The organism is uncultured Eubacterium sp. (assembly GCF_934561735.1).
GTDB lineage: Bacteria > Bacillota > Clostridia > Oscillospirales > Acutalibacteraceae > Eubacterium_R.
The window spans coordinates 115777-141748 of record NZ_CAKTGT010000003.1 but is presented as its reverse complement, the minus strand read 5'-3'; the positions used below and the strand labels follow the sequence as shown (position 1 = coordinate 141748).

The 25972-nt window shown below is 40.7% G+C and carries 23 protein-coding genes; 12 read left to right on the top strand and 11 right to left on the bottom strand.

The genetic code is table 11. The features are described from left to right. Nucleotides 1-170 precede the first annotated feature (170 nt). Genes Q0E08_RS04135 through Q0E08_RS04125 form a run of 3 tightly spaced genes read left to right on the top strand, consistent with a single transcriptional unit; the run spans nucleotide 171 to nucleotide 3522 of the window. Entirely contained in the window at nucleotides 171-1271 is a 1101-nt protein-coding gene (locus tag Q0E08_RS04135) for a glutamine amidotransferase family protein (protein WP_294777286.1), read from the top strand. A gap of 1 nt (nucleotide 1272) precedes the next feature. Then, nucleotides 1273-2778: a glutamate synthase-related protein gene (locus Q0E08_RS04130; protein WP_177665772.1), complete on the top strand. Its 1506-nt coding sequence runs from the start codon at nucleotides 1273-1275 to the stop codon at nucleotides 2776-2778. 12 nt (nucleotides 2779-2790) lie between these two features. Next, nucleotides 2791-3522, top strand: a complete 732-nt coding sequence (locus Q0E08_RS04125; protein WP_294777285.1) for a glutamate synthase — start codon at nucleotides 2791-2793, stop codon at nucleotides 3520-3522. A gap of 404 nt (nucleotides 3523-3926) precedes the next feature. On the opposite strand, the gene Q0E08_RS04120 is transcribed toward Q0E08_RS04125, so the two are convergent. Continuing rightward, complete coding sequence (locus Q0E08_RS04120) at nucleotides 3927-4736, bottom strand: Cof-type HAD-IIB family hydrolase (RefSeq protein WP_294777284.1); 810 nt, start codon at nucleotides 4734-4736, stop codon at nucleotides 3927-3929. A 122-nt stretch (nucleotides 4737-4858) separates the two neighbouring features. Between Q0E08_RS04120 and Q0E08_RS04115 the strand changes: the two genes are divergently transcribed. After that, the gene (locus tag Q0E08_RS04115; RefSeq protein ID WP_294777283.1) at nucleotides 4859-6229 is read left to right on the top strand and encodes a glycoside hydrolase; all 1371 of its coding nucleotides are present in this window, start codon (nucleotides 4859-4861) and stop codon (nucleotides 6227-6229) included. Beyond that, nucleotides 6229-7575, top strand: a complete 1347-nt coding sequence (locus Q0E08_RS04110; protein ID WP_294777282.1) for an MATE family efflux transporter — start codon at nucleotides 6229-6231, stop codon at nucleotides 7573-7575. The genes Q0E08_RS04115 and Q0E08_RS04110 overlap by 1 nt, the downstream gene beginning before the upstream one ends. A 27-nt stretch (nucleotides 7576-7602) precedes the next feature. On the opposite strand, the gene Q0E08_RS04105 is transcribed toward Q0E08_RS04110, so the two are convergent. The 8 genes from Q0E08_RS04105 to Q0E08_RS04070 all read right to left on the bottom strand — a co-directional run bounded on the left by Q0E08_RS04105 (nucleotide 7603) and on the right by Q0E08_RS04070 (nucleotide 14713). After that, nucleotides 7603-8148 (bottom strand): hypothetical protein, encoded by a 546-nt coding sequence (locus tag Q0E08_RS04105; protein ID WP_294777281.1) that lies wholly within the window; start codon nucleotides 8146-8148, stop codon nucleotides 7603-7605. After that, nucleotides 8138-8353, bottom strand: coding sequence for a DUF1858 domain-containing protein (locus Q0E08_RS04100; protein WP_294777280.1), 216 nt, complete (start codon nucleotides 8351-8353; stop codon nucleotides 8138-8140). The genes Q0E08_RS04105 and Q0E08_RS04100 overlap by 11 nt, the downstream gene beginning before the upstream one ends. Nucleotides 8354-8437: 84 nt before the next feature. Then, complete coding sequence (locus Q0E08_RS04095; protein ID WP_294777279.1) at nucleotides 8438-8929, bottom strand: S-ribosylhomocysteine lyase; 492 nt, start codon at nucleotides 8927-8929, stop codon at nucleotides 8438-8440. 76 nt (nucleotides 8930-9005) lie between these two features. Continuing rightward, complete coding sequence (locus Q0E08_RS04090; RefSeq protein WP_294777277.1) at nucleotides 9006-9851, bottom strand: RluA family pseudouridine synthase; 846 nt, start codon at nucleotides 9849-9851, stop codon at nucleotides 9006-9008. 42 nt (nucleotides 9852-9893) lie between these two features. Then, nucleotides 9894-10745 carry a DegV family protein gene (locus Q0E08_RS04085; protein WP_294777275.1) on the bottom strand — a complete coding sequence of 284 codons (852 nt, stop codon included), beginning with the start codon at nucleotides 10743-10745 and terminating at the stop codon, nucleotides 9894-9896. A 71-nt stretch (nucleotides 10746-10816) separates the two neighbouring features. Then, the gene (locus Q0E08_RS04080; protein ID WP_294777273.1) at nucleotides 10817-13234 is read right to left on the bottom strand and encodes a hypothetical protein; all 2418 of its coding nucleotides are present in this window, start codon (nucleotides 13232-13234) and stop codon (nucleotides 10817-10819) included. Between the two features lie 8 nt (nucleotides 13235-13242). Continuing rightward, a complete protein-coding gene (gene rlmB / locus Q0E08_RS04075) occupies nucleotides 13243-14022 on the bottom strand; it encodes a 23S rRNA (guanosine(2251)-2'-O)-methyltransferase RlmB (protein ID WP_294777271.1) in 780 nt (259 codons plus the stop codon). Between the two features lie 115 nt (nucleotides 14023-14137). Further along, nucleotides 14138-14713: an ECF transporter S component gene (locus tag Q0E08_RS04070; RefSeq protein ID WP_294777269.1), complete on the bottom strand. Its 576-nt coding sequence runs from the start codon at nucleotides 14711-14713 to the stop codon at nucleotides 14138-14140. A gap of 242 nt (nucleotides 14714-14955) precedes the next feature. On the opposite strand from Q0E08_RS04070, the gene Q0E08_RS04065 reads away from it, so the two are divergent. The 5 genes from Q0E08_RS04065 to Q0E08_RS04045 all read left to right on the top strand — a co-directional run bounded on the left by Q0E08_RS04065 (nucleotide 14956) and on the right by Q0E08_RS04045 (nucleotide 22354). Further along, complete coding sequence (locus Q0E08_RS04065; RefSeq protein WP_294777267.1) at nucleotides 14956-16305, top strand: CHAP domain-containing protein; 1350 nt, start codon at nucleotides 14956-14958, stop codon at nucleotides 16303-16305. A gap of 34 nt (nucleotides 16306-16339) precedes the next feature. Beyond that, nucleotides 16340-18223 (top strand): nucleoside-diphosphate sugar epimerase/dehydratase, encoded by a 1884-nt coding sequence (locus Q0E08_RS04060; protein ID WP_294777265.1) that lies wholly within the window; start codon nucleotides 16340-16342, stop codon nucleotides 18221-18223. 127 nt (nucleotides 18224-18350) lie between these two features. Then, complete coding sequence (locus Q0E08_RS04055; RefSeq protein WP_294777263.1) at nucleotides 18351-18608, top strand: hypothetical protein; 258 nt, start codon at nucleotides 18351-18353, stop codon at nucleotides 18606-18608. A 148-nt stretch (nucleotides 18609-18756) separates the two neighbouring features. Next, complete coding sequence (locus Q0E08_RS04050; protein WP_294777261.1) at nucleotides 18757-19806, top strand: helix-turn-helix domain-containing protein; 1050 nt, start codon at nucleotides 18757-18759, stop codon at nucleotides 19804-19806. Beyond that, nucleotides 19790-22354, top strand: a complete 2565-nt coding sequence (locus tag Q0E08_RS04045) for a DUF2339 domain-containing protein (RefSeq protein WP_294777259.1) — start codon at nucleotides 19790-19792, stop codon at nucleotides 22352-22354. The genes Q0E08_RS04050 and Q0E08_RS04045 overlap by 17 nt, the downstream gene beginning before the upstream one ends. Nucleotides 22355-22412: 58 nt before the next feature. Here Q0E08_RS04045 and Q0E08_RS04040 read toward each other — a convergent pair whose 3' ends face one another. Both Q0E08_RS04040 and Q0E08_RS04035 read right to left on the bottom strand, forming a co-directional pair. Continuing rightward, nucleotides 22413-22952, bottom strand: coding sequence for a ferritin family protein (locus Q0E08_RS04040; RefSeq protein WP_294777257.1), 540 nt, complete (start codon nucleotides 22950-22952; stop codon nucleotides 22413-22415). 26 nt (nucleotides 22953-22978) lie between these two features. Then, on the bottom strand, nucleotides 22979-23383 hold the full coding sequence (locus tag Q0E08_RS04035) for a Fur family transcriptional regulator (RefSeq protein WP_294777255.1): 405 nt from the start codon (nucleotides 23381-23383) through the stop codon (nucleotides 22979-22981). A gap of 276 nt (nucleotides 23384-23659) precedes the next feature. Here Q0E08_RS04035 and serC point away from each other — a divergent pair, with 276 nt between their 5' ends. Both serC and Q0E08_RS04025 read left to right on the top strand, forming a co-directional pair. Further along, nucleotides 23660-24745 carry a 3-phosphoserine/phosphohydroxythreonine transaminase gene (gene serC / locus Q0E08_RS04030; protein ID WP_294777253.1) on the top strand — a complete coding sequence of 362 codons (1086 nt, stop codon included), beginning with the start codon at nucleotides 23660-23662 and terminating at the stop codon, nucleotides 24743-24745. A gap of 16 nt (nucleotides 24746-24761) precedes the next feature. Continuing rightward, on the top strand, nucleotides 24762-25922 hold the full coding sequence (locus Q0E08_RS04025; RefSeq protein ID WP_294777252.1) for a phosphoglycerate dehydrogenase: 1161 nt from the start codon (nucleotides 24762-24764) through the stop codon (nucleotides 25920-25922). Nucleotides 25923-25972 lie beyond the last annotated feature (50 nt).

Here is a 25972-nt window from a genome sequence, read left to right as displayed (position 1 = left end):
TGCTTGTAATTTTTTGTCAAATCGTTTGTATAATTTCATAAAAACGAAGGTGGAAAATATTTAATTTTTTTCGGATTTTACAAAATTTTTTTATACTGTTGAACAATAAAATTCATAGTAGTATTATAAAAATATCCTTAGATATATAAATGCTTTTAGGAGGGAAATGTATGCTGAAGGAAGGACAGGTAAGAATTCCGAGCGGTTGTGCCATTGCGGCTATCATTGATAAAAAAGGCAATCCGATTAACGGCTCGGAAATTATCAAGTCAATAGCATTAATGCACGACCGTTCAAACGGTCTCGGCGGCGGATTTGCCGCTTACGGAATTTACCCCGACCACAAGGACGATTACGCATTTCATGTGTTTTATGACACAAAGGATGCCCGTCAAAAGTGCGAGGAGTATCTCTTTAAACACTTTAATGTGGATGTTGCGGAAAGAATTCCTACAAAAAAGGTGGAATCTATAGAAAACGGACCTGATATTTGGCGTTATTTCGGCAAGCCGAACAGAGTTCGTATGCGTGATGCCCGTATGGATGAGCAGGAATATGTTGTTCAGTGCGTTACAAAGGTAAACGCAAGCTTTGACGGTGCCTACATCTTTTCGTCGGGTAAAAATATGGGATGCTTCAAAGCGGTAGGTTATCCCGAAGATGTCGGCGAGTTCTTTATGCTCGACCATTACGATGCCTATTTGTGGACGGCTCACGGCAGATTTCCAACCAATACACCGGGCTGGTGGGGCGGTGCTCATCCGTTCAATATTCTTGATTGGTCAATCGTTCACAACGGTGAAATCTCGTCTTATGACGCAAACAGAAGATACATTGAGCAGTTCGGTTATAAGTGTACAATGCAAACCGATACAGAGGTTATTACATATCTGTTTGACCATTTGCTTCGTCATCACGAGCTTCCTATTGATGTTGCGGCTGATGTTCTTACGGCTCCGGAATGGGACGAAATAGACCGTATGGACGACGAGAGAAAAAAATATTTTACAAATCTTCGTGCAATTTACAGCGGCGCACTTGTTAACGGACCGTTTTCGGTTATCCTCGGTTCAAATAAGGGACTTTTGGCTATTAACGACAGACTTAAACTTCGTTCGTTAACGGCGGCAACAAAGGGCGACAGAGCGTATTTTGCTTCCGAGGAATCGGCTATTCGTGTTGTATGTCCCGACCCTGAAAAGGTTTGGTCAATCAGCGGTGCACAGCCTGTTTTTGTTCCTCTTGAAATAGATGAAAAGGAGGAATACTGATATGGCAATCAATTATATTCCTCGTCGTTTTAATATTATTCGTGACAAGGCACTTTGTACAAATTGCGGACTTTGTGTTACACAGTGTTCAAACGAATGTCACTTTTTTGCAGATGACAAAAAGACGGTTATATCAAATTCAAACGGTTGCGTTGCCTGCCACAGATGTGTTGATTTGTGCCCGGTGGGTGCACTTCGCATAGAAAAATATGTTTGCGATTATCGTGACAATGCAAACTGGACTCCTCGCTATCAGCAGGAGATTTGCCGTCAGGCAAGTACGGGCTCAACTCTCTTGTCTGCAATGGGCAATCCGCAGGATTATCCGATTTATTGGGATAAAATTTTGCTTAACGCTTCCCAGGTTACAAACCCGTCAATCGACCCGCTTCGTGAACCTATGGAAATCCGTGCAATTTTGGGCAGAAAGCCAAAGAAATTAGAAGTTGAAAAAAAGGGCAAATCAATTACAGAAATGCCGCCTCAGGTTGTTCTTGAAACACCTATTATGTTTTCGGCAATGTCGTTTGGCTCAATCAGTCTTAATGCACAAAAATCTCTTGCCATGGCTGCAAAGGAAATCGGAAGCCTTTTCAACACAGGTGAGGGCGGTTTGCATCCGGCACTTGAAGATTTTACGGATTATGCCGTTGTTCAGGTTGCATCGGGCAGATTCGGTGTTCACAAGGACTATCTTAACAATTCAAAGTTTATAGAAATAAAAATCGGTCAGGGTGCAAAGCCGGGTATCGGCGGACACCTTCCGGGCGAAAAGGTAACCGTTGAGGTTTCAAATGCTCGTATGATTCCTGAGGGCAGTGACGCTATTTCTCCTGCTCCTCACCACGATATTTATTCTATCGAGGACTTGCGTCAGCTTATTTGGTCGCTCAAACAAGCTACAAACAATCAAAAACCCGTTGCCGTTAAAATTGCGGCTGTTCATAACATTGCGGCTATCGCTTCGGGTGTTGCAAGAGCCGGTGCCGATATTGTTGTTATTGACGGTTTCAGAGGCGGTACAGGTGCCGCTCCTACCCGTATTCGTGACAATGTTGGTATTCCGCTTGAACTTGCACTTGCGGCGGCAGATCAAAGACTTCGTGATGAGGGTATTCGTTCAGAAGTTTCTCTTGTAGCTTCGGGTTCGTTCCGTTGTTCAAGCGATATTGTTAAGGCTATCGCTCTCGGTGCGGACGCTTGCTATATCGCTTCGGCGGCTCTTATTGCAATGGGTTGTCATATGTGCCAAACCTGTAACACAGGTAAGTGTAATTGGGGTATCGCAACTCAGCGTCCCGAACTTACAAAGCGTCTTGACCCAAAGGTTGCAAGCAAGAGAGTAGTAAATCTTATCAATGCTTGGAATCACGAAATCAAGGAAATTATGGGCGGTATGGGTATCAACTCTATCGACTCTCTCCGTGGCAACAGACTTATGCTCAGAGGTATCGGACTTTCGGATAAAGAATTGGAAATTCTCGGTATCAAGCATGCAGGCGAATAAGGAGGGATTGCAATGATAGAAGCAGGACTTCGCCGTTATGAAGATGTTAACGACGAAATTAAAAAGGAATTAGAAAAGAAAAATAAGGCAACCGTTAAAGATGTTAACGGTCAAAGATATATCGGTTGTGCTCTTGATGAGGGCAAAACCATTGAGGTTTACGGCACACCGGGCAATGATATGGCTTGTTATCTCAACGGCGGCAAAATCGTTGTTTACGGCAACTGTCAGGATGCTGTTGGCAATACGATGGGCGGCGGTGAAATTGTTGTTCACGGTCACAGCGGTGATGCTATGGGTTACGGTATGCGTGACGGTCAGATTTATATCAAGGACAATGTTGCGTGCCGTGGCGGTATTCATATGAAAGAGTTTAGGCAGATGCGACCGGTTCTTGTTATCGGCGAAAATGCAGGCTCGTTTCTCGGTGAGTATATGGCAGGGGGGACAATCGTTCTCCTCGGTCTTAATATGAAAAGGGGAGAAAAGTTGTTCGGCACTCACTGTGCATCGGGTATGCACGGCGGCAAGATTTTTGTTAGAGGCAAATTTCCAAAGGAAAATCTTGCACCTAACATTAATGCGGAATCGCTTACAAAGGATGACGAAAAAGAACTTAAAACATATGTAAAAAAGTATTGCAAGTATTTTGATAAGGACTATGATGAGATTATGTCAAAGCCTTTCAAAAAGCTTGTTCCGGCATCTTCCCGACCGTATGCAAACCTTTATACGCCTAATTAATTTGAATTCGTATTTGTAAAATACATCGTAGGGGCGAACTGCGTTCGCCTTAAAAATTATGTTTGTATAAAAATAACCGTAAGGATTATCTGTCCTTACGGTTTTAGCGTGTCGAAAAAGTGTTTTCGACACGCTGTAGGCTGTTGAGAAAGGTCCTGAATTTCGTTTTCTTGCGAAGGAAGATGTACGATGGTACCTCGACTGAGCAAAAAACGAAAAACGCCAAAAATACCGCAAACTCGATGTTTGCGGTATTTTTACAATCCCTCCTTCAACACTTCGTGTTGCCACCTCCCTTTACACAAGGGAGGCATTAAGCGGTTGGTTTATTTTATTGGCGTGCTTCAGGAGCTTTATCGACAGTCTGTAACCGTAAGGATTGTATCTGTCCTTACGGTTATTTGTTATCTTATAAGGCTTTTTAATGCTTTCAGCACGCCTTGATTGTTGTTGGTGTCGGTGATTATATCTGCTTGGGCTTTTACGCTGTCGGTTGCGTTGCCCATTGCAACTGCTGTGCCGGCTTTGTTCAAAAATTGCAAATCATTTTCGCCGTCGCCAAATGCGATTACTTTGTCGAGCTCGATTTTCAGATGATTACAAAGCAGTTCAAGAGCGGTGCCTTTGTCAGTTCCGTTTTTGGTGATTTCCAAAAATCTGTCGGCAAGCATACAATACTGAATACCGCTTATTTTGTCGGTCTGTGCTTTTATAATTTCTCTGTCGTCACTGTCTTTGCAGATTATAAAAACTTCGTCAGCTTCTGCGTTTTTGTCATCAAACAAGGTCATAAGATTGTCAACTTGTTTTCGTGATGAAAAAATATAGTCGCCAAGCACAGTGCCCGTGTAAACCTTTTTGTAGTGGTCAAAAACAAATTTTTCACAGTAGCCGTAGTGATTTAAAAACACTTCAAAAATCGCACCTGTTTGTTTAACGGCTTCAATAACCCTTTTGCTTGTTGCGTTGTCCATTGCAAGTGAAAAGAGAGTTTCGTTTGTAGAATTCAAAACGGTTTTTGAGCCGTTGTTTGATATGATGTAGTCAACGCCTTTGATGTTCCTTACACAGTCGGGTACTCCGCTGAGCGGTCTGCCTGTAATCGGCACGATGTGTACGCCGTTTGCAGAAAGTGTTTCGAGATATTCTTTTGTTTTTGCGTCTATGGATTTGTCGTCTTTGAGCAAAGTGCCGTCCAAATCCAAACCTATCATTTTATATTCCATATGTTCATTATACAAAGTTTTTATTAATTTGTCTATTTCAATTGACATTTTATTATGTAAAAATTATACTGTCTTTGTAATTATATTGTTTTTGCGGCAAAGGAGATAATATGGAAATAAATTTTAAAGATGCTGAAAAATGTCATACCTTAAAAGGCTGGGGAACTTCTGCCTGCTGGTGGAGTCAGGCTTGCCCAAAAGGCGAAACTGCGGATAAAATCGCACACTTGCTTTACGGAAGTGATGGGCTTAATCTTAATATATATCGCTACAATATCGGCGGCGGTACCGATATGAATAATTACAGAGTTGAAAATCCTTGGAGAATTACAGAGAGTTTTTTGCAATATGACAGAGAAACCGAAGAACTCAGCTGGGATTTTTCAAAAGATTCAAACGCTGTTAATATGATGAAAAAGTCGCTTGAACTCGGTAATATCGACACTTTGATTTTGTTTGCAAACTCACCGCACTATTCGCAGTGTTCAACGGGTCAGGCTTCGGGAAGTTTTCTTTACAGCACCTGCAATATACCTAAAATGAACTACAAAAAGTTTGTTAATTATATTCTTGATGTTGCACAGCATTTTCTTGATGAGGGCTATCCCGTAAAGTACATCAGTCCGATTAACGAGCCGCAATGGAAATGGGGCGGTTCTTTTGTTTGGCAGGAGGGTTGCCATTATGAAACCGAGGAGCTTGTTGAGATTTTTCGTATGTTTGCCGAGGAGATAATTTTGAGGAATATGCCCGTTAAACTTTACGGACCCGAAAGCGGACAGTATCTCGGCAAAACTTTTGAATATCTTGCAGCACTCACCGCTGATGAGATGATAATGAGAGTGCTTGATGTTTTTGCCGTTCATTCTTATCACAGCGATAACCGACCGGAAGAAAGATATGAATTTAAGGAACTGTGCGTAGATACTCATCCGTCACTTCGCTTTGATATGAGCGAATGGTGTGAACTTCCCAACAAAAGCCATACAAAGGATTTTAAGGGAGCACTTATAACGGCAAGAATTATCGGTCAGGATATTGTTTATTCCGGTTGCGTCAGCTGGACCTCTTGGGTGGCTGTTAATAATTTCTCGATTAAAGAGGACGGATTTGATTATTCGGACGCTATGATTACCGCCGAATTTGATTTTTCCGATTGGTATGTGGCAAAAAGATATTACGGTTTTGCCCATTTTTCAAAATTTGTTCCCGTTGGTTCCGTTGTGCTTGATTTCGGCTTCAGACCGAGTGAGGATAACAACGATTTTAATGTGTTTGCGTTTTTGACTCCCGACAACAAAACCGTGCTTGTTGCCGTAAACGAGGGCGAAAGTCAAAGCATTACCGTTGACGGCGATTTTGATAAAATGCAAATCGTTACTTCTGTGCAAGACGATGAACTTAAAGAAGTATACAACGGCAAATTTAAAAATCAAATAGAAATCGGCTCAAATTCTATTGTCACGGTGGTTATTGAATAATGAAGAAAAATATTGATATGATGCACGGAAGTGTTACAAAATCAATTTTGCTTTTTGCACTCCCTATATTTTTAGGTAACATCTTTCAGCAGGCATACAATCTTGCCGACACGGCAATAGCAGGATATTTCTTGGGCGATGACGCATTGTCTGCAATCGGTGCAAGCAGTTCGTTGTTTTCGCTTTTGATGTATTTTATCGGCGGGCTTAACGGTGGATTTTCGCTGATAATTGCACGCTTTTTCGGTGAAAAGGATGATGAAAAACTAAAAAACAGCATAGCCGCAACCGTTGTGATGAATACTATGTTGTCGGTTGTCGCCGTTCTTTTGTCGTTTGTGTTGCTCAAGCCGGCACTGGTGCTCCTTAAAACGCCTGATGAAATTATGACGGATGCGTTTTCTTATATATTTACGGTTTATCTCGGTGCAGGTGTTATGGCTTGCTACAATGCACAGGCAAATCTTCTCCGTGCACTTGGCAACAGCGTTACGCCTATTGTGTTTTTGGTGGTGTCAAGCGTTTGCAATATCGGTCTTGATGTGCTGTTTATAAAGGCGTTTGGAATGGGCGTAAAGGGAACTGCGTTGGCAACTGTTGTCAGTCAGCTTATATCTTGCGTTTTGTGCCAAATCTCCATTGTAAAGTCTTATAAAAAGTACAAAACTTCCAAAGAAAACTATGCCTTTAATCCGCCTCTTTACAAAGAAATGTTTTCGGCAGGTATTACAATGGCTATGATGAACTGTATTTTTGCAATCGGTTCGCTTATTTTGCAAAGTGCAATCAACGGATTGGGCAAAACGGTTATTGCAGGTCATCTTGCCGCACGCAAAATCGTTGAATTGTTTATGCAACCTATGATTACCGTTTCAACTGCATGCTCAACTTTTGTCAGCCAAAATTTTGGTGCAGGCAAAACAGACAGAATAAAAAAAGCCGTCACATCGTCAATTGTGTCGGAGTTTGTAATGTCGGGCATATTTATTGTTTTGGTCTATGCTTTTTGCACGCAGATGATTAACTTTGTCACTTCCACGCAAAATAGGGAGATTGTCAACACGGCAAAAACATATCTATACATCAATATGCCGTTTTTTCCGGCTCTCGGAGTGTTGTATGTTATGCGTACGGCAATTCAGGGCATAGGCAAAAGGATTGCACCGCTTGTGTCGAGTTCAATAGAATTGCTCTCAAAAGTGTTTGCGGCATTTTTCATTGCAAAACCGTTTGGCTATAAGGGTATAGCTTGTGCCGAGCCTATAAGCTGGCTTCTTTGTGCAATATTTATAACAACAACTTTTGTTTCGGCATTTAAAGATTTATCAAATAAAAGAAAATCGTGACTGCTTAAACGCAATCACGATTTTTTGTTATACAAAGTGTCTTAAAGCGTTGTCTAAACTTAAATCGTCCATTTCTTCAAGTTCTGTTTTACCGTCATAAACCTTGTTATTTTTGATGTCAAAGGTGAAAGAAGAAATAGGGAATTCGTCAGGCAGATCCTTGATTGTTACTTTGCCGTCGGAATATGAATAAACGCTGTAGCCTTTTGTGTATTCCGCATCAAGTCCCTTGATGGTTTCGCTTCCGAAATATGCAAGGTTAACCTGATTGTTTTTGTCAAATTCAAAAGCATAAACGGTGAGCTTGTCGTCATCGTAAAGGTACCAATATTTGCCTTGAATTGCTTTTGGCAATTCGGCAACTGACGGCTCTGCGTTTTTGGTTGTGCTTTGAATTTGTGTTGCCCCGGCTGTCGGTGAGGTTGCAGGCACTGTGGTTTCAACCGAAACGGTTTCGGTTGCTTCGGTCGGCTTTTTGTTTGAGCCGGATTTTACTGCCAAAACAATTACAACAACAGCCGCGATTATCACGATTATTGCAAGTATAATTTGCAGTACTTTTTTATTTTTCATCGTTTTCTTTATTAGCCAGGTAATCCTGAATATCCTTCAAAACTTTGTCGGAATCAAGACCGTGTACCTGACAAGCCTCCTCAAGTGATTCTCCGATTGATGCAGGGCAGCCTACGCAGTGCATACCCGCTTCCATAAGAATAACGGCGATTCCTCTGTCAAATTCGATCATATCGCCCATTGTTGTTTGCTTTGTTATTTCCATATTAAAAACTTCCTTTCGATATTTTATTATTAGTCTTTCGACTTAGTTGTATACTATCATAACTTTAAAAGTTAGTCAACAGAATTATTCAACTGTGTCATCGTCTTCTTTAGGCGGTGCAACAGGGTATGCAAGGTCGTCCTTTGTCCAATCTTTGATTACATTCAAAAAGTGCTTTGCTTCTTCCTTGGCTTGCGGAAGATTGTGTTCAAGGCAGTTGCCGCATTCGTTAGGTGATGCTTTAGGTATTCTGCCCCAAAATTCGATAACATAGTTAAACGCATTTTTGATAAGTTCGATTGAATACTTGTCGCTGAGATTTTTTGTAAGCAGGTAAAATCCCGTTCTGCTTCCCATAGGACCGAAGAAAATAATGTTGTCGGCAAATTCAACCGTTTCAAGATAGGTGTTGATTATATGCTCTATGGTATGAAGAGCGGAATTTGTGAGCACCTGTTCTTTGTTCGGTGCTTTCATTCTTATGTCATATGTTGTGATATCGTCATTTATTTTGTAAAGGTAAATGCCTTCCTCTAAAATATTGTAATCAATATCTGCACTTGGATTGATTTTCATACTTATCCCTCCGTATATATTTAAATTAATGCTATTTTACCACATTTTGTATGCTTTTTCTATATTGAATTAAAAATTATACAAGATTTTTTATGTCGTACGGCAATTCACACGATATGAACATCGGATTTTCACTGATCGGATGTGTAAAGTAAATGTCTTTACAGTGTAAAGCTTGCCTGCTTATGTTTGAACAGTCGCCACCGTATAAGCTGTCACCGAGCAGGCTGTGTCCTATATGCTCCATATGCACTCTGATTTGGTGTGTTCTGCCTGTTTTGAGATTAAATCTTACAAGTGTACATTTGCTGTTTGATTTTACAGGGAAGTATTCGGTTATTGCAGTTTCTCCGTTTTCATCCACCTTGCGTTTTATTATGCTGTTGCCGCATCGTGCAATCGGAGCATTTACAATTCCGTCGTTTTTTATAATTCCGCCTACAACGGCATAGTAATCTTTTTTGATTTTGCCCGCAAGCTTTGCCGCCGCAAGTTCGTTTTTTGCAACAAGCACAAGTCCGCTTGTGTCACGGTCGAGTCGGTATACCGCCCTGAAAGCCATATCTTCTCCGCAATGATATGCCACAAAGTTTGACAGCGTGTCGCCGATATGATTTCTGCTTTCGTGCACGGGCATAAGCGGAGGCTTGTTTAGCACTATTATGTCCTCATCCTCGTACGGAATTTCTATATCCGCCGCCATAGGTCGGGCAATATGACCCGAATTTTCAATTTTGATTGTTAACACATCTCCGGTTACAAGTCCTTCAATCGTTTTTGCAAAAACACCGTTTTTTGTTATTCCGTTTTCGGTATGCTTCAGTTTTGTCAAAAGCGATGACGAAACTCCGAATTCCCTTAAAAAAGTTTTTATTTGCTTGCCGCTGTCTTTTTCAGTTATGTTAAAGTCAATTATTCTCATAGTTAAAAATATCCCTGCCGAACAGACGACAGGGGATTTTGTTTATTTTGTGAATGATACGAGAAGTCCGCCGTTTGCGGCATATGTTGAATTGAGCCCGCTTGCCTTAACGATTTCAATCGAGCCGAAGCCTACATCCTTGAGTTTGTCGGCAACAAGTTTTGCTTTGTCCTCACAACAAACATGGGAAAGTATGATTCTTTGCTCGCTCGGGTTTTTATCCTTAACTTCACCTGCTATGATGCTTGCCATTTTAATAAGTGCTCTGTTTGAGCTGAATTCCTGACCTGCAAGTTTTACAGAACCCTCTTGTGTTCTTTCGCAGATTAACTTGAGCTTGATTTTTTTGAGGATTGTTGCAGCCATAGCGTAAAGTCTGCCGTTTTGGTTGAGAACATCGAATGTTTCAAGGCAAAAATAAAGTGCTGTGTGGTTAACAATAAAATCTTCAACAGTGGAAACTATTGTTTCAAAATCTGCACCGTTGTCGCCGAGTTCTTTAATTTTTTCTGCAATCAGGCTTTCAAGTCCTGATGTTGCAAGAGAATTGAATACATGAACATTTTTGCCCGGATGTTCTTCTTCAAAAAGCATTTTGCCTTGAAGAGCACTGTTGTATGTGCCCGAAAGTTTGTCTGTAATTGTCAAAACATAGATGTCGTCCTCGTCACAATCCATTGCACTTGCAAATGCTTCCGGTGACGGACATGCTGTTTTTGGAACATTTTTTGATTCAAGGGTTCTTCTGATAAAATCGTCTTGGTCAAAATTTTCGTCATCTTGTATAGTATAGTTGTCAATGCTAAGTGTGAGCGGAACAAAGGTGATATTGTTCCAATTTTTCATTCTCTCTGTTTTGTCACAACAGCTGTCTGCAATAATTCTAAAACTCATTAGGTTATCTGCCTTTATAATTATTTTGTGGATTTTATTATATTAAAAATTGTTTGAGTTGTCAATATTTGTTAAAAGCTTATCCGCTTTAATTTTGAAACAGCAAGGGTAAATATGCCCCATACCGCCTGACTGATAATGATTGCCGTGTCGGTGATTTGGCTGTACCATCCGATAATTCCGAGAAATGCTACGGTTGCAAAACCGAGAGCACAACCGAATGATGTCAAAAAAGCAACGATTTTTTTTGAAGCAATGACATTGAGTGCTCCTCGCATTGATGAAATAAGACCTTTTGCCGTGCCGTTGTGTACAACATATGCCGGAGACTTTTCTACTTGCATATCCGAATATTTTTCAAACACTCTTGCCGCCTGACGGTTCATAACCCTGATGTAGCCTTTAGGCAGGTCAAACAGATTTGCAAGGCTTTCTTCATTGATGTAAGGGTCGCTGCTCTTTACTATCAGTGTAATGCCTGTTTTTTCAAGTTTTGTAAGCTCTCTTTTCAGGTCCGGATCGGCACTGTATGACACAACAAACATTGCCAAAATTTTGCCGTCAACCGCAAGATAAAGTGCCTTCCTGTTTCGTCGGGTGTATTTTTGTTCAAAACTCATTTTAGGCACATTAACACCGTGATTAATGAGTAGGTTCCTGTTGCCTACAAGTACCTTTTTGTGATATACCCACGCAGATGTGCCCATTTGTTCTTCGTATTGTACGCTGTCAACCTTTGGCAAAATCGATTGCTTGCCTATGATAACATCGTCAAAAACATGTGCAAGCGGACTCTTTGTTTTGATGATAACAGCCGCCGCATAAATGATTGCATCGTCGATTTTTGTGTTGTTAAACACTTTGATTCCGTGCAAATCACATCCGTGGGTGCCAAAAAGATTTGCCGCTTCAAGCACAACCGCATCAGTGGAAGCCGCCATTTGTGCACCCTCAAAGCCGCACACTCTTGCACCGTATTTGTCAAGCTCTGCCGATATGTCGGTTAGGATTCCGTTCATAATGTATAAAAGCGAAATCGGGGTCGAAATTGTCAAAGCACAAGCGGCAATGTTTATTCCTGTTGCAAAATTGTCCTTTAATCCGATAACAACAAGCAAAAGCCCGCTTAATAAAATCGTTATCGGTGTAATAACTCGTGCCGTTTTGTCCGACGGTTCGCTTTTGCAACTTATTTCCATAAAATTTGTAGGCAAATCGGTTTTAACGCTTGTTTTGATTATTGCGTCTTCCTCATCGATGTTGCCTCGGCAAAGAACCTTTACATCAAGCACATTTGCAATGTTTTCAAGGCAATAGGTTTCTCCGCTGTTGATGATAAAATCAAAATTGTCAATTATTCTTATAAGTATCTGTCTTTTTCCAAGTAATGCCAAAACATAGGCAAATGCAAGTGCCGAACCGAGAAAAATTCCGTTGTTCAGCCATAAATCCTCGTGAAATGCAAATGCTACGGTTTGTGCCGCTACGGCTAAGCTGAGAACTGAAACCGCAAAATCGGTGTTGATTCCTTTTTTAAAATTGAAGCCGTGCAAAAAAATATTAAAGTTTGCCGCTACGGTTAAAAGTGTCAGCACCGATGCGGTAATAAAATATTTTTCGTTTTCTGCAATGATTTGCGGCAAATATTCGGTGTCTTTGAATACCGTCATCAAAAGAAGCAATACAAAAATCACAACGGAAATAATTGTTTGTATGCCGACTGTGGTTTTTTTCTTTAACAGGGAGGTAAGGATTGCCTGCCTGTCGTCTTTTGTTTTGTAGTCTTTTTCTTCAAATTCTTTGTCGCCGAGTTCGGTGTCCGTTTCGTCCGGACCGAAAAGTCTGAATTTGTTTACTTTTTCTTTTCTTTGCTCAATCAGGATTTTTTCGGCAACTTCTTCATCTATCGTAGGCACTTCTTCCGTTTCGTCATCAAAGCCCTCAAAACATATCTGTATGCCGGTTTCCTCGTTATCGTCATCCGTGCCTTCAAGATATTTGCCGAGGTTTTCTCTTGCTACGATTGTAGGAACCTCTTGCAATCTGTCCGGACTTTTTTCTTCACTTTTAGGCGTGAGAATAACAGGACGCGTTTTGTCACTTGGAATAATCGGTTTTTCAAAAATGTCTTCTTCCTCGCAGCCTATAACGATGGTTTTGTCGATAATCTTGATATTTTCTGCATTATGTTCTTTTATGTCGTTATCGGAATTGTCCTGCTTTTTCTTGTTGAACTTTGGAAAAGCTATTGTTTTGTCCGATGTCTTTTTTGATTTGGACGGAATGAATTCTTTGACATCCGCTTCTTCGTCGCTGAGTTCCTCAACCTTTTTCATAACTGCTTCGCTGTCAACCGTAACCTCGTCAATAGCCGAACGAGCCATTTCGTCCAAATTCTTTTGGGCGTCCTTTAACTGCTGTTCAGCCTGTGCTTTGATTATTTCCGCTCTTTTGATGATTTCGTCAATCGAAAGGTTGCTGTCGCTCATTGTTTCTCCTACTTATCAAGTCGTTGTCTTGCAATTTCGTACATTAATATGCCTGCCGCAACCGATGCGTTCAGGCTGTTTACTTTGCCGAGCATAGGCAAGCTGACGGTAACATCACATTTTTCTTTGATGAGTCTGCCTACTCCGTCACCCTCGTTGCCCACAACAAGGCATGCACCGCCCGAAAAATCGGTCTTGTCCCAACGCTGACCGTCCATATCTGCGGCATAAACCCAAATGTTTTTCTTTTTCAGTTCGTCAATGGTTGATGCAAGGTTTGTAACTCTTGCAACTTTCATATATTCAAGTGCTCCGCAGCTTGTTTTTGCAACGATAAAGTTAAGACCTACATTCCGCCTTTTAGGAATGATTATACCGTGTGCACCGCAAGCTTCGGCTGTTCTGATGATTGCGCCGAGGTTGTGGCTGTCCTCAATTTCGTCGCACATTATGATAAACGGTGCTTCGCCTTTTTCTTCTGCGTATGCAAGTATTTCGTCAACAGTTGAATACTCGTGTGCCGGCACATTTGCAACAACACCCTGATGGTTGCCGCCCGGAGCTAAAAAGTCAAGTTTTTTTCTGTCAACATTTTTGATAACGATTTTCTTTTCTTTGCAAAGAGCGATTATTCTGTTGATTGAACCTTCATGTTCGCCCTTGGCTATAAGTACGTTTTCAACCTCTCTGTTGCTTTTGAGAAGCTCTGTTACGGCATTTCTGCCGATAACGAGGTTGTCATTTGTTTTGTAATCTCTGTCTTTTTCTTTTTCGTTTTCGTATTTCATTTTTTCCACCGATTTTTGTTTTATTGTAGATATTATAACATTTTTCTGCCGTTTACACAACAATAAAAAATACCGACCTGTGCAAAGTCGGTATTTATGTATTATGTTTTATGTTTTATGAATTTTTCTTTAATTGTTTTTTGCCGATGTCGATAACTCTTACAATAACAGAAGCCAAAACCATATTGATGCCGAGTTCAACGGCGAAGTTAACTGACACAAGACCGGTTACAACGGTTGCAAAACCTGTTGTGCCGAATACAGAAACCAACCATTCTTGGAAGAAGAGATAGCAACCTGCAAGGAATATGCCTGTGTTGACTATCGGGCAGGCAATACCTGCCAAAACAACCGCGAAGGTTTTGTTCTTCTTTTCAAGTGCTTTGTAAATCAATCCTGCAACAAGACCTGCAAGCAAGCCTTTGAGCAATACGGTAACCACTGTGCCTGCCGGGTTGATGGTCATAAATGCTGCCGCATCACCACTGATAAGAACGCTTACGCCAAATGCAGCACCGAGCCATGCTCCCGCGCCAATGCCGTAAAGAGCAGAGCCGATAACGATAGGTGCAAGCACCAATGTGATTGAAAACGGTCCGAATTTGATAGATGCCGCAAGAAGCTGGAGGGCAACTATGATAGCGGTGAAAAGACCTATGCCCACTATCTTTTGTGTTTTTGTGTTTTTCATATTCAATTTTCCTTTCTGCTACTGTTCCAAAGCCCTGCGAATAACACATAAAATCGCTTTAGCCGAGAAAGATATTTTTCTCTTCGGATACAGTGCGGTGCTATTATAGTACTTCAAATATCAAAAATCAATATGTAAATTGTAAATAATGAAAAATACGGTTGATTTTTGTCAAGCGTGCAGTTATAATTAAAACGGTAAAAATAATTTTATGTCTAATTATATATTTTAATGGTGGATGTATGAAACGATTACAAAAAATTATATCTGTTTTGCTTGTTGCGGTTTTGATGTTCGGTGCCGTGCCGGTAAACACTTATGCCGCATCTGTGAGTGATATGCAAAGCGAAGTGCTTGATGTTGCCAATGGTGAGGTTGGGTATACAGGTACAAGTTCATATTGTAAGTACGGCGAATGGTACGGCTATCAAGGCGGATGGTGTACAACCTTTGTGCTTTGGTGCTTTAACAAAGCCGGCAATAACCTTGATGTTGCAATGTATAAAAGTATTGTTCCGAGCGGCGGCAACTGCAATTCTATGATCAGTTGGTATAAAAACCGTGACAGATACCACACTCGTGAGTCCGGATACACTCCGAAAAAAGGCGACTTGATATTTTTTGACTGGTCGGGTAACGGCTCAAGTCAGCATGTCGGATTGGTTGATTATATCGACGGAAGCACTGTTTATACCGTAGAGGGTAACTGTTCGGGTAAGGTTAAGGCAAGAAAGTATACAACAACCGGTTCAAAGCCGTATAACAATATTTCCGCCATTATGGGCTACGGAAATCCCGATTATACTTCTTTGGCAAAAAACGGTACGGTTAAACAGACTACTACAAAAAAGGCAACAACCACAAAAAAAGTTACCACAACAAAAAAGGCTGTAACCACGAAGAAACCGACAACCACTAAAAAGGCTGTGACAGCAACGAAGAAAGTCACAACTGCCAAAACAACTGCAACAACAAAGCAAAAAACCACCAAAAAAAAGGTGACGACAACTCAGGCAACCACAACAGCAACAACAACCGCCAAGCCTGAAACAACCACAAAGCAAAAGACAACAAAGTCCAAGAATGTTCCTGCACAGGATATGGAAATTTACGCTTCAACAACAAATCTTGAGGTTGGCGACAGTGTAGAACTCGGATACACTCTTGAACCGCTTAACGCAACTGCCGTTGTGGGATATTTTTGTGACGAAGAGGGCGTTATTCAAATAGAAAAAGGCGGCGAAATTAAAGCTATAGGCGAAGGCACGGCAACCGTTGTTGTTTGTGCAAACGATGAAATTTACAAGCAATGCGATTTTACCGTTTCGTCAACTTCAGCCGAGGTAACAAGGCAAAAAACGGCAAACGATTATGTTGAAGAAATTACAACATCAACTTCTAATATTGAAAAAACAAACGAGCAAAAGCTCAATGAAATTGGCATTAATATTCAAAAGTTGAAAAATAATAACGAGTATTATTTTGTACCGCTTGCGATTGGGGGCGCAACGGTAGTTCTTGGCCTTTTGGCATTTGTAATCAGAAAATGTGTACAAAAGAAAAAGCAAGATAAAGACGATGAAAATAAGTGATTTTTGTCAGACTAAAATCGGGAGGAGAAACTGAATGTCGGAGAAAAGGTTTATAGAGCAAAGATTTGCGGCGTTGATAAGAAAGATAATTATTGCTTTTCTTGATGTTACTTTGCTCATTTCATCAAACTATCTGGCTTGCTACATAACTATGAACGGCACAGTTGCAAACAGTTCGTATTCAAGTATTGTAATGTCTGCTTGGCATATAGTGATATTGGCGTTTGTGTGTATTGTTTCAAATTTTGCATTTGGGCTTTACAACAGCGTGTGGAGTTTTGCCGGCGTAGACGAAATCATACGCAGTTTTGGCAGTGCCACGGTGATTGATTTGGTACTCATATTTGTTGATAGGGTTCTGTTTGAAGACATCATCGGAATTGATGGCAGAATGCCGATATATTCGTATATGCTTTGCTGGCTTCTCTTTGTTTTTTGCATAGCAGGTATACGCATAGCTTACAGAATTTTGCGTGTTGTTCCGTCACAGATTATTGCCAGAAGTTCAAAAAATGAGCGAGTAATGATTGTCGGTGCCGGATTTATGGGCAATTTTGTAATTGAAATGCTCAGAAATGATAATTACGAAAAGGGCAGACCGATAATTGCCGTTGATGACAATCCTGCAAAGCTTCGCAAAAAAATCAGCGGCGTTAAGGTTGTGGGTAATTGTGAGTCAATTCCCGAAATAGCGGAGAAATACAGAATAGACACGATTATTCTTTGCTTGCCGTCTGCTTCAAAAGCAAGACAAAAAGAAATCCTGTCTATTGCGATGAAAACCAAATGCAATGTAAAAACCAGCCCGTCGCAGGAGGAAATGTTTGATGCCGGCAACCCTAAAAAAATCCGTAATGTTGATATTGCCGACCTTTTGTCCCGCCCTGAAATTACGCTTGATAAAAAAGCCTGCCGTTATCTTGTAGGTGCAACGGTATTGGTAACGGGCGGTGGCGGCTCAATAGGTTCGGAAATTTGCAATCAGGTTGCAAGATACACTCCGAAAAGGATTGCTATTTTTGATATTTATGAAAATTGTGCGTTTGAGCTTGCAAATCAGCTTAACGAAAAGTACGGCGATTTGATAGACATTGATGTTCGTATAGGCTCTGTCAGAGATATAGACAGACTTCGTGAAATTATGGAGGAATTCCATCCGGATGTTGTGTTCCACGCGGCGGCTCACAAGCATGTTCCGCTTATGGAGGACAGCCCTTGCGAGGCAGTAAAAAACAATGTTTTCGGCACTTACAATGTTGCTGTTGTTGCCGATGAATACAAGGTTAATAAAATGGTAATTCTTTCCACCGACAAGGCGGTTAATCCTACAAATGTTATGGGTTGCACCAAAAGAATTACCGAAATTATCGTTCAGTACATGAACGATAAAAGCAAAAATACAAAGTATGCCGCAGTTCGTTTCGGCAATGTGCTCGGCTCTCACGGCTCGGTTGTTCCGATTTTTAAGGAACAAATAGCACACGGCGGACCGGTTAAGGTTACGCATCCCGATATTACCCGTTATTTTATGACCATTCCGGAGGCGGCACAGCTTGTTTGTCAGGCAGGCGGAATTGCCGAGGGCGGCGAAGTTTTCGTTCTTGATATGGGCGAACCTGTTAAAATTATGGACCTTGCAAAAAATCTTATCCGTCTTTCGGGCTTTACCGAAAACGAAATTCCTATTGAGATTATGGGTCTTCGTCCGGGTGAAAAGTTATATGAGGAACTTTCATTGTCTGAAGAAATGGAAACGAGAAAGCGTACCGCCAACGAAAAGATTTTTGTAAATCAGCCTATGGAATTTGATTCTGCTCATTTTGAAAAGTGGCTTGAATCACTTAAACACATTAACGAGGAAAATGTTCGTGAAAAGCTTATGGCAATAGTGCCAAATTATCATCCTGCCGCAAATTAACAAATCGAATAAATTTCTGTAATTATCCTTTACATATTGCATTTTATGTGGTACGATAAAAATTGCGGGCCGAAGCTCTGCAATAAAAAGGGGAGAGGCGAAAGTATGGTTTCGCCAAGTTGAAAAAATGTATGTTAATTTAGGCAAGGTGTCAACAAATGACGAGGTTATAGTTAATACCGAAAACATCAGTAGAATTTATAAAAAAGGTGTAAATCTCAACAATATGATGTCGCATCCGTATAAGTATTCCATTTATATGAATGACGGTAAAAATCTCGAAATCAGCCTTACACCGTCGGATAACAAGGTGTTCCTTGAACTGCTTGACGAAATTGATTATAAGGAAATCGACCTCAACAACGCACAAATTAAATTATTCTGAGAATTTATGAAAACGAGTCCGTATGGGCTCGTTTTTTTATGTTTGAACGGATTGAACCGAAAGTAGATTTACAGTTTATAGATTGTTTAGCAGATTGTTATTGATTTTAGACTGCTTATTTGGTAATGTAAGGGTGGGAGGTGACGAAATGGATAATTTTGAATTTGCAAACAGAATTGTTGAATTAAGAAAGCAAAAAGGACTGTCACAAAAAGAACTCGGAGATCTGCTCGGAGTGTCCAACAAAGCCGTTTCAAAATGGGAAAACGGCGAATCGATGCCAAAACTTTCAACCATGCTTAAACTTGCCGAAATAATGGGGATTGACGGCAACGAGCTTATCGGACTTCAGTCCGGGCATAATGATTCACTTGCTGTTGACAAATCGGAACTTGACCGATTGAAAAGTGAAAATGCTTCGTTGTCATCTCAACTCGGCAAAATGAATAAAAAGCGTAAAAGATTTTTTATTGTCGCTCTTTTGTTGTGTGCGGTGGGGATTGTTGTTTGTTCGATAGTTGCATTTGGTTTTAATGCCGATGAAAAAATAAATAATAAGGTGACGGACGCAGGATGTGAAGGTACAAAAATCGAATTTGCCGATTTAACTTTTGTTGTGCCTGACGAATATCAAAGATATTCCTTGCTGTCCGGCAAAGACGCCGATTGTTATCCGGACACCAAGTATGCCGATTATTATGACAAAAACGGCAAAAAGGAAAAGGTTGTAATTAAGTGCAACGAGTTTTCCGACAGCGTGCTACTTGAGGTTCGCCGCCAAAAATATTTTTATGTTAATACCGCCGTTGATAAGGATAATATTAAATATGACAATATTGAATGTATAAGCCTTGAAAACCGAACTATAGCATATTCGGATTATATTTCAAATTCGGAGTTTTCCGATAAGGAATTTAATAAGCAAAACGGCTCCGGGTTTATAAAGGAATTTTGCCTTTTCTATCAAAACAAAGGCTATCCTGTTGATAAGAAGCAGACTTCTGCATTTTTGGGGCACAATCCGTATGTTGTAACGGTTAATTTTGAATATGACGGCTCAAAGCAATACCAAGAACCGTTCATAGAACTTGGCGAATTTTTTACCGATAATGAAGATAATTTGTATTTTTATGATTATGTAACGGCTGAATCCTACAGCGTCGGAAAGGAGCTGAAGCAATATGTCATCAAAGATTGATAAACTTAACAAACTCATTGACGACCAGCAGGCAATACTCGATTCGGTAAAGGCGGAGGCTCGCTCAATCTCTGCCGATGATGTGTATCGTGAAAATGAAGAACTTAAAAGTAAAATAGATATACTTGCAAAATCCGAAAGCAATTTGAAAGCTGAAAACGACAGCCTTAAGAAGTCGCTTGACAATACAAAGGCGGCACTTTTCAGCAAGGCGGCAGATGAAAAACTGTCTGCGTTTTCTTCGGTTCAAAATCGTATTGAAAAAGTGTATTACAAAAAAGAGTTGGGTATAGGCAGTGTGCTTGATGATTATGAGCGTAATTGTATTAAAAGTATTGATGATACCGTAAAGGTGATTGAGGGTTACGGCAGTTCGCAGTTTGATGATATTCTTGCAAATCTAAAAGCACTCAGGGCAGAAACACAGGCTCGCCGTGCAAGGCTTGAGGAATACAAAAACACAGAATTTAACAATGCCGTGCAAACAAATTTTGCAGTCGGTGAATCGTATAAAAATGCTCCGCTTACGGAAGCCGAAAAACAGGCGGCAACAAAACAGCGAAGCATTGAAAGTTTTATCGGCCTCAATGTCCTCGGCAAAGCCGGTATCCTGTTATTTATAATAGGTATAATTATGCTTGGCAGATTTGCTTATGTGCATATGTCGGATGTTTTCAAAGGCGGACTTATTTACCTGCTCGGAATAGTTCTGGTTGCTGTCGGCGAATTGTTTTATAAAAAAGAAAAAACCGTTTTTTCCACAACGCTCATCAGCGGCGGTGTTGCAACATTATATGCCGCGGCGGCAACGTGTTTTTTTGCATTTGAGCTTTACAATGCAAAGGTAACATTTATAATATGTGTGCTGATTACTGCGGCAGCGGTTATTCTTTCAAATCAGGTTAAAAGTCAGGTTGTCTGTGCTTTCGGTGCAGTCGGTGGATATTTGCCCGTTGTTGCGATTTATATGATGGGGTTTGGCAAAGCCGCCGCAGATGTAACATTTTTGCCTGTATCAAGCGTGTATTTTTGCCTTTTGGCAATTATATTGTTTGCAATGACCTACAATAAAAAATGGTATGTTGCACAGTTTATAGGTTACGGACTCCATTTGATTGCAATCGGCGGTATTGCAAAATGTGCATATTCGCTTCGCAACCTTACGGGTTACGGTTATGCTTTGCCGCTTGCGGTTGCGTTTGCCGTTGTGTCTTTTGTGATTTATTTGATGATGCCGGGTGCAAAAATCGTCAAAGGCAAGCCGTTCCTTGTTAAAGACGGCGTGCTTCTCGGACTTAATACAGTCAGCGGTGCTGTTTCGGTAAGTGTTACCGTGCATAATTTGATTTCAAACAGCACAAAGGCGGACAGAACCGTCGGCTTCGTATTCCTTGTATTTACACTTATTTATGCCTTTTTGTCGGCGTTTGCCGTTAAGGAAAAAAGAGAAAGTTCTGCCGTTGCAACCGCAATAACTTCAATCAGCGGTTTGGCTTTTTCAATGTTTATTGTTCCGTTTATATTCGGTGCGGAATATGCAAGCATCGGTTGGGCGGCTGAGGGCATCATTATTGCTCTTATCGGTATTCAAAAGAAAATCGATGTTATCGAATATGCAGGGCTTGGTTGTATGATAATGTCTGTTGCCGCAAGAATTTTCGGTTCGTCAGAAATGTCAAAAGAACTTGCCGCAGTAAGTTTTGCCGTGATTGTTTGTGCATTTTGGATATATACGGTTCGTGGCTTTGTTCAGGTTGAACAAAGAAGTTACAAAACCGTTATATATACCGCCGTGGAAATTGTTTCCGCCTATTCGTCCGTAGGTTTGGTAAAATATTTGTACGACAATGTGATGAGCGGACCGTCGGTTAAGGTAAACAGCGTATTTAACGATTATGCGGTTGTGATTGCGTCACTTCTTGTGTTCAGTATAATTATCCGTCACGGCTTGTTTAAAAACAGGGCTTCAATGCTTGTGAGTGATTTGGTTTCGTTTGGCGTGTTCCTTACAACCTTTGTCGGTATGGATATACATAACAAGTATAATGAGATATTTTCGTATTTCGGTGAGATTGTTGAACATAATGCCCTCATGGTGATTAATGTTGTGCTCCTTTTTGCTGTTAATATAGGCGTAATTTTGTTCTTGGCAAGTGCGGTTTTGGATATTATCAATCGCTTTGCCGCACCAGCTTGGTTGTTTACAATGGCAATTTCACTGTCATCGCTTATGTTGATTACCGCAATTGCAATGGGGCAGTTTGAGGTTAAATTCTCAAATGTTATTATCAGTGCACTGTACATTGCGGCATCGTGCATTATGTTGTTTGTCGGATTTAAACGCAGATATACCGTTGTTCGTTCCGGCGGCTTGGTGCTCATACTTTGTGCATTTGCAAAGTTGTGCTTTGTTGACACTTCGCACCTTGATTCGGGATGGAAAATAGCATCATATTTCGCTTTCGGTGCAATACTTATTTTGATTTCGTATTTCTATCAACGCTTCAGTAAAAAGGCAGGAAGCGAAGTTGAAAATATTAACAAATAAAAATAACGGTTGGTTCACAAAAAAGTGAATCAACCGTTTGTTGTATTATTCGATTTTATTATTCACCGAAGTATCTCTTGAGGAGACCTTCAAATGCCTTGCCGTGACGAGCCTCATCACGAGCCATCTCATGAACTGTGTCGTGGATAGCGTCAAGGTTTGCTTTCTTTGCAAGAAGAGCGAGTTGAGTCTTACCTTCTGTTGCACCTCTTTCAGCGGCAACTCTCATCTCAAGGTTTTTCTTTGTTGAGTCTGTTACAACTTCGCCGAGCATTTCTGCAAACTTTGCTGCGTGCTCTGCTTCTTCATAAGCAGCCTTTTCCCAATAAAGACCGATTTCAGGATAACCTTCACGGTGTGCAACTCTTGCCATTGCAAGATACATACCAACTTCTGAACATTCGCCGTTGAAGTTATCACGAAGACCCTTTACGATTTCTTCGTCAACACCGTCAATGATGCCAACCTTGTGTTCTGCTGCCCAGTCGTTGCTTGCACCTTCTTCTCTTACAGCCATTTTAGCACCGCAGAGAGGGCAGATGTCAATAGGTTCGTCGCTTTCGTAGCCGCATACAGGGCAATAATACTTTTTGTTCATTTCAAATACTCCTTTATTTTAAAAAATTATTTTTGTTTACATTCGGGGCATAAGCCGCTGAAATATACATCTTTTGTTTTGGTTTCAAAATCATCAATGCCTGTGCATTTGATGTCGTCAATCAAAAAATCAAAGATTTTGTTGCATCCGTCACACTTAAAGTGGCCGTGCAATTTTGTGTCTGCATCGTAATGAATACGATCGCTGTCAATCTTAATTGCCAAAATCAATCCCTCTTTTTCAAGTGACTGCAATACATTGTATATTGTAGTTCTTGATGTGTTAGGGTTGTCCGTCAGCATAAATCGGTACACTTCTTCAACATCGGGATGAGTGGGATGCTCACACAGATATTTGTATATCGCAATTCGCTGTGGGGTGGCTCTGTAAGAATGACTTTTGAATACCTTTTGAATTTCCGCTTCAGTCATCTCTGTCACCTACATTGTAATGATTACAATCTAACTATACACAATTTGCGTTCTCTTGTCAACACTTTTTTAAAATTTATTTTTAAATTGTGACAAATTGCGGTAATTGTTATAATTTTGACACGATATTGATAAAAAAATCACAATGTATTGTGAAAAATGACAAAGTTTGCAGATAAACATTGACAAAAAGTTAAATATCTATATAATGTAATACAGACGCTGTTAAATCAGCAGTTGATTTTACTATTACATTTATAAGAGAGGTAAACAAAAATGTCAAGAGTATATAACTTCAGTGCCGGACCTTCAACTCTTCCGGAAAGCGTTTTGCAAAAAGCAGGCGCAGAAATTATGGATTATCACGGAAGCGGTCAGTCCGTTATGGAAATGAGCCACCGTTCAAAATGGTTCGACGATATTATTAAAGAAGCAGAAAAGCTTATGAGAGAACTTTACAAAGTTCCGGATAACTACAAGGTATTGTTCTTGCAGGGCGGTGCTTCTGCACAGTTCTCTGCCATTCCGCTCAATTTTATGAACGGTTCGGGCAAGGCAGATTACATCATTACAGGTCAATGGGCTAAAAAGGCTTTTCAGGAGGCTCAAAAGTACGGCGATGTTGTTGCCGCCGCTTCTTCAGCCGATAAGACTTTTACATATATTCCAAAGACAAAGCCTGAAGATTTCAGAGATGATGCAGACTATGTATATATTTGTATGAACAATACAATTTACGGTACTGTATATAAGGAATTGCCTCCGGTTGGTGATAAGGTGCTTATTGCAGATGTTTCGTCATGTGCTCTTTCCGAGCCGCTCGACATCAGCAAATTCGGCGTTGTATACTTCGGTGCTCAAAAGAATGTTGCTCCTGCCGGTTTGGTTGTTGTTATCGTTCGTGAGGATTTGCTCGGCAACGCAAGAGATATTTGCCCTGTTATGATGGACTACAAGGTTCAGGCAGACGCAGATTCACTTTACAACACTCCTCCATGCTGGACAATTTACATTTGCAAGCTTGTACTTGATTGGATTAAGGAAGAATTCGGCTCACTTGAAGCTATGAAAGCTCATAATGAAAAGAAAGCCGCTATTCTTTACAACTTCCTTGACAATTCAAAGATGTTCCACGGTACAGTTGTTCCTGAGGACAGAAGCCTTATGAACGTTCCGTTTGTAACCGACAGCGATGAGCTTAACGCTAAGTTTATCAAGGAAGCAACAGAAGCAGGCTTTGTAAACCTTAAAGGTCACAGAACCGTTGGCGGTATGAGAGCTTCCATCTACAATGCAATGCCGATTGAGGGCGTAGAAAAGCTTGTAGAATTTATGGCTGAATTTGAAAAAGAGAATATGTAATTGAGGTATATATAATATGTATAATATTAAATTGTTAAATAAGATTTCAAATGTCGGTCTTGCAAAGTTTGATACAAAAGAATTTGCATATGCCGACGATATGGAAAATCCAGATGCAATTATGGTGCGTTCGGCATCAATGCACGATATGGAAATGCCAAAGTCACTCCTTGCAATCGCAAGAGCCGGTGCAGGCACAAACAACATTCCTGTTGCGGATTGTGCAAATCAGGGCATAGTTGTTTTCAATACACCGGGTGCAAATGCAAACGCAGTTAAGGAACTTGTTGTTTTGGGTATGCTTTTGTCATCAAGAAAGGTAACAAAGGCTATTGATTGGTGCAAAACAATCAAAGATGAAGGCGACAATGTAGGCAAAACCGTAGAAAAGGGTAAGTCTGCATTTGCAGGTCCGGAACTCAAGGGCAAAACCCTCGGCGTTATCGGACTCGGTGCTATCGGCAGACTTGTTGCCGAGGTTGCGGTTGACCTTGGTATGGATGTTATCGGTTACGACCCGTATTTGCCTGAGGACGCTGTTCTCAAAAAGGGAATTACTGTTAATAATAATTTGGACGAGATTTTCCCTGTTGCCGATTATATCACGGTTCATGTTCCGCTTACACCGGACACAAAGCATATGATTAACCGTGAGTCAATCGAAAAGATGAAAGACACCGTTCGTATTATGAACTTTGCCCGTGGCGACCTTGCAGACAGCGACGCTGTTATCGAGGCTCTCGATGAGGGCAAGATGGCTTGCTATGTTACAGATTTTCCTGATGCAAAACTTATCGGTGTTGACGGAGTAATTGCCATTCCTCACCTCGGTGCATCAACTCCCGAAAGTGAAGAAAACTGTGCCGCTATGGGTGCACAGGAACTTATTGATTATCTTAAGGACGGCAACATCAAGAATTCCGTTAATATGCCTGCCGTATTTATGGCAAGAGGCGGAGTTGCCCGTGTAACCGTTATTCATAAGAATCAGCCGAATATGATTGCAACGATCACCGACACAATTTCAAAGGACGGCGTAAACATTGCATCGTTTGAGGATAAGAGCAGGGGCGAAATTGCTTACTCGATTATCGATTGCGACAGCGAAGTTTCCGATGCTGTGGCAAAGGATATTGAAAATCTTGACGGCGTTATCCGTGTTCGTGTAATAAAGTAATTATTGTATAATTTATAAAGCACCTTGAACAATTTAAGTTCAGGGTGCTT

Bases quoted from the DNA above. Each gene is read 5' to 3' on its own strand.
- Q0E08_RS04040 (WP_294777257.1), bottom strand. From the start codon at position 22,952: ATGAACAAAAAGTATTATTGCCCTGTATGCGGCTACGAAAGCGACGAA.
- Q0E08_RS04090 (WP_294777277.1), bottom strand. From the start codon at position 9,851: ATGAGAATAATTGACTTTAACATAACTGAAAAAGACAGCGGCAAGCAA.
- Q0E08_RS04130 (WP_177665772.1), top strand. From the start codon at position 1,273: ATGGCAATCAATTATATTCCTCGTCGTTTTAATATTATTCGTGACAAG.
- serC (WP_294777253.1), top strand. From the start codon at position 23,660: ATGTCAAGAGTATATAACTTCAGTGCCGGACCTTCAACTCTTCCGGAA.
- Q0E08_RS04125 (WP_294777285.1), top strand. From the start codon at position 2,791: ATGATAGAAGCAGGACTTCGCCGTTATGAAGATGTTAACGACGAAATT.
- Q0E08_RS04085 (WP_294777275.1), bottom strand. From the start codon at position 10,745: ATGAGTTTTAGAATTATTGCAGACAGCTGTTGTGACAAAACAGAGAGA.
- rlmB (WP_294777271.1), bottom strand. From the start codon at position 14,022: ATGAAATACGAAAACGAAAAAGAAAAAGACAGAGATTACAAAACAAAT.
- Q0E08_RS04060 (WP_294777265.1), top strand. From the start codon at position 16,340: ATGTCGGAGAAAAGGTTTATAGAGCAAAGATTTGCGGCGTTGATAAGA.
- Q0E08_RS04045 (WP_294777259.1), top strand. From the start codon at position 19,790: ATGTCATCAAAGATTGATAAACTTAACAAACTCATTGACGACCAGCAG.
- Q0E08_RS04105 (WP_294777281.1), bottom strand. From the start codon at position 8,148: ATGAAAAATAAAAAAGTACTGCAAATTATACTTGCAATAATCGTGATA.
- Q0E08_RS04025 (WP_294777252.1), top strand. From the start codon at position 24,762: ATGTATAATATTAAATTGTTAAATAAGATTTCAAATGTCGGTCTTGCA.
- Q0E08_RS04135 (WP_294777286.1), top strand. From the start codon at position 171: ATGCTGAAGGAAGGACAGGTAAGAATTCCGAGCGGTTGTGCCATTGCG.
- Q0E08_RS04115 (WP_294777283.1), top strand. From the start codon at position 4,859: ATGGAAATAAATTTTAAAGATGCTGAAAAATGTCATACCTTAAAAGGC.
- Q0E08_RS04065 (WP_294777267.1), top strand. From the start codon at position 14,956: ATGAAACGATTACAAAAAATTATATCTGTTTTGCTTGTTGCGGTTTTG.
- Q0E08_RS04120 (WP_294777284.1), bottom strand. From the start codon at position 4,736: ATGATAGGTTTGGATTTGGACGGCACTTTGCTCAAAGACGACAAATCC.
- Q0E08_RS04050 (WP_294777261.1), top strand. From the start codon at position 18,757: ATGGATAATTTTGAATTTGCAAACAGAATTGTTGAATTAAGAAAGCAA.
- Q0E08_RS04070 (WP_294777269.1), bottom strand. From the start codon at position 14,713: ATGAAAAACACAAAAACACAAAAGATAGTGGGCATAGGTCTTTTCACC.
- Q0E08_RS04110 (WP_294777282.1), top strand. From the start codon at position 6,229: ATGAAGAAAAATATTGATATGATGCACGGAAGTGTTACAAAATCAATT.
- Q0E08_RS04035 (WP_294777255.1), bottom strand. From the start codon at position 23,383: ATGACTGAAGCGGAAATTCAAAAGGTATTCAAAAGTCATTCTTACAGA.
- Q0E08_RS04100 (WP_294777280.1), bottom strand. From the start codon at position 8,353: ATGGAAATAACAAAGCAAACAACAATGGGCGATATGATCGAATTTGAC.
- Q0E08_RS04095 (WP_294777279.1), bottom strand. From the start codon at position 8,929: ATGAAAATCAATCCAAGTGCAGATATTGATTACAATATTTTAGAGGAA.
- Q0E08_RS04055 (WP_294777263.1), top strand. From the start codon at position 18,351: ATGTATGTTAATTTAGGCAAGGTGTCAACAAATGACGAGGTTATAGTT.
- Q0E08_RS04080 (WP_294777273.1), bottom strand. From the start codon at position 13,234: ATGAGCGACAGCAACCTTTCGATTGACGAAATCATCAAAAGAGCGGAA.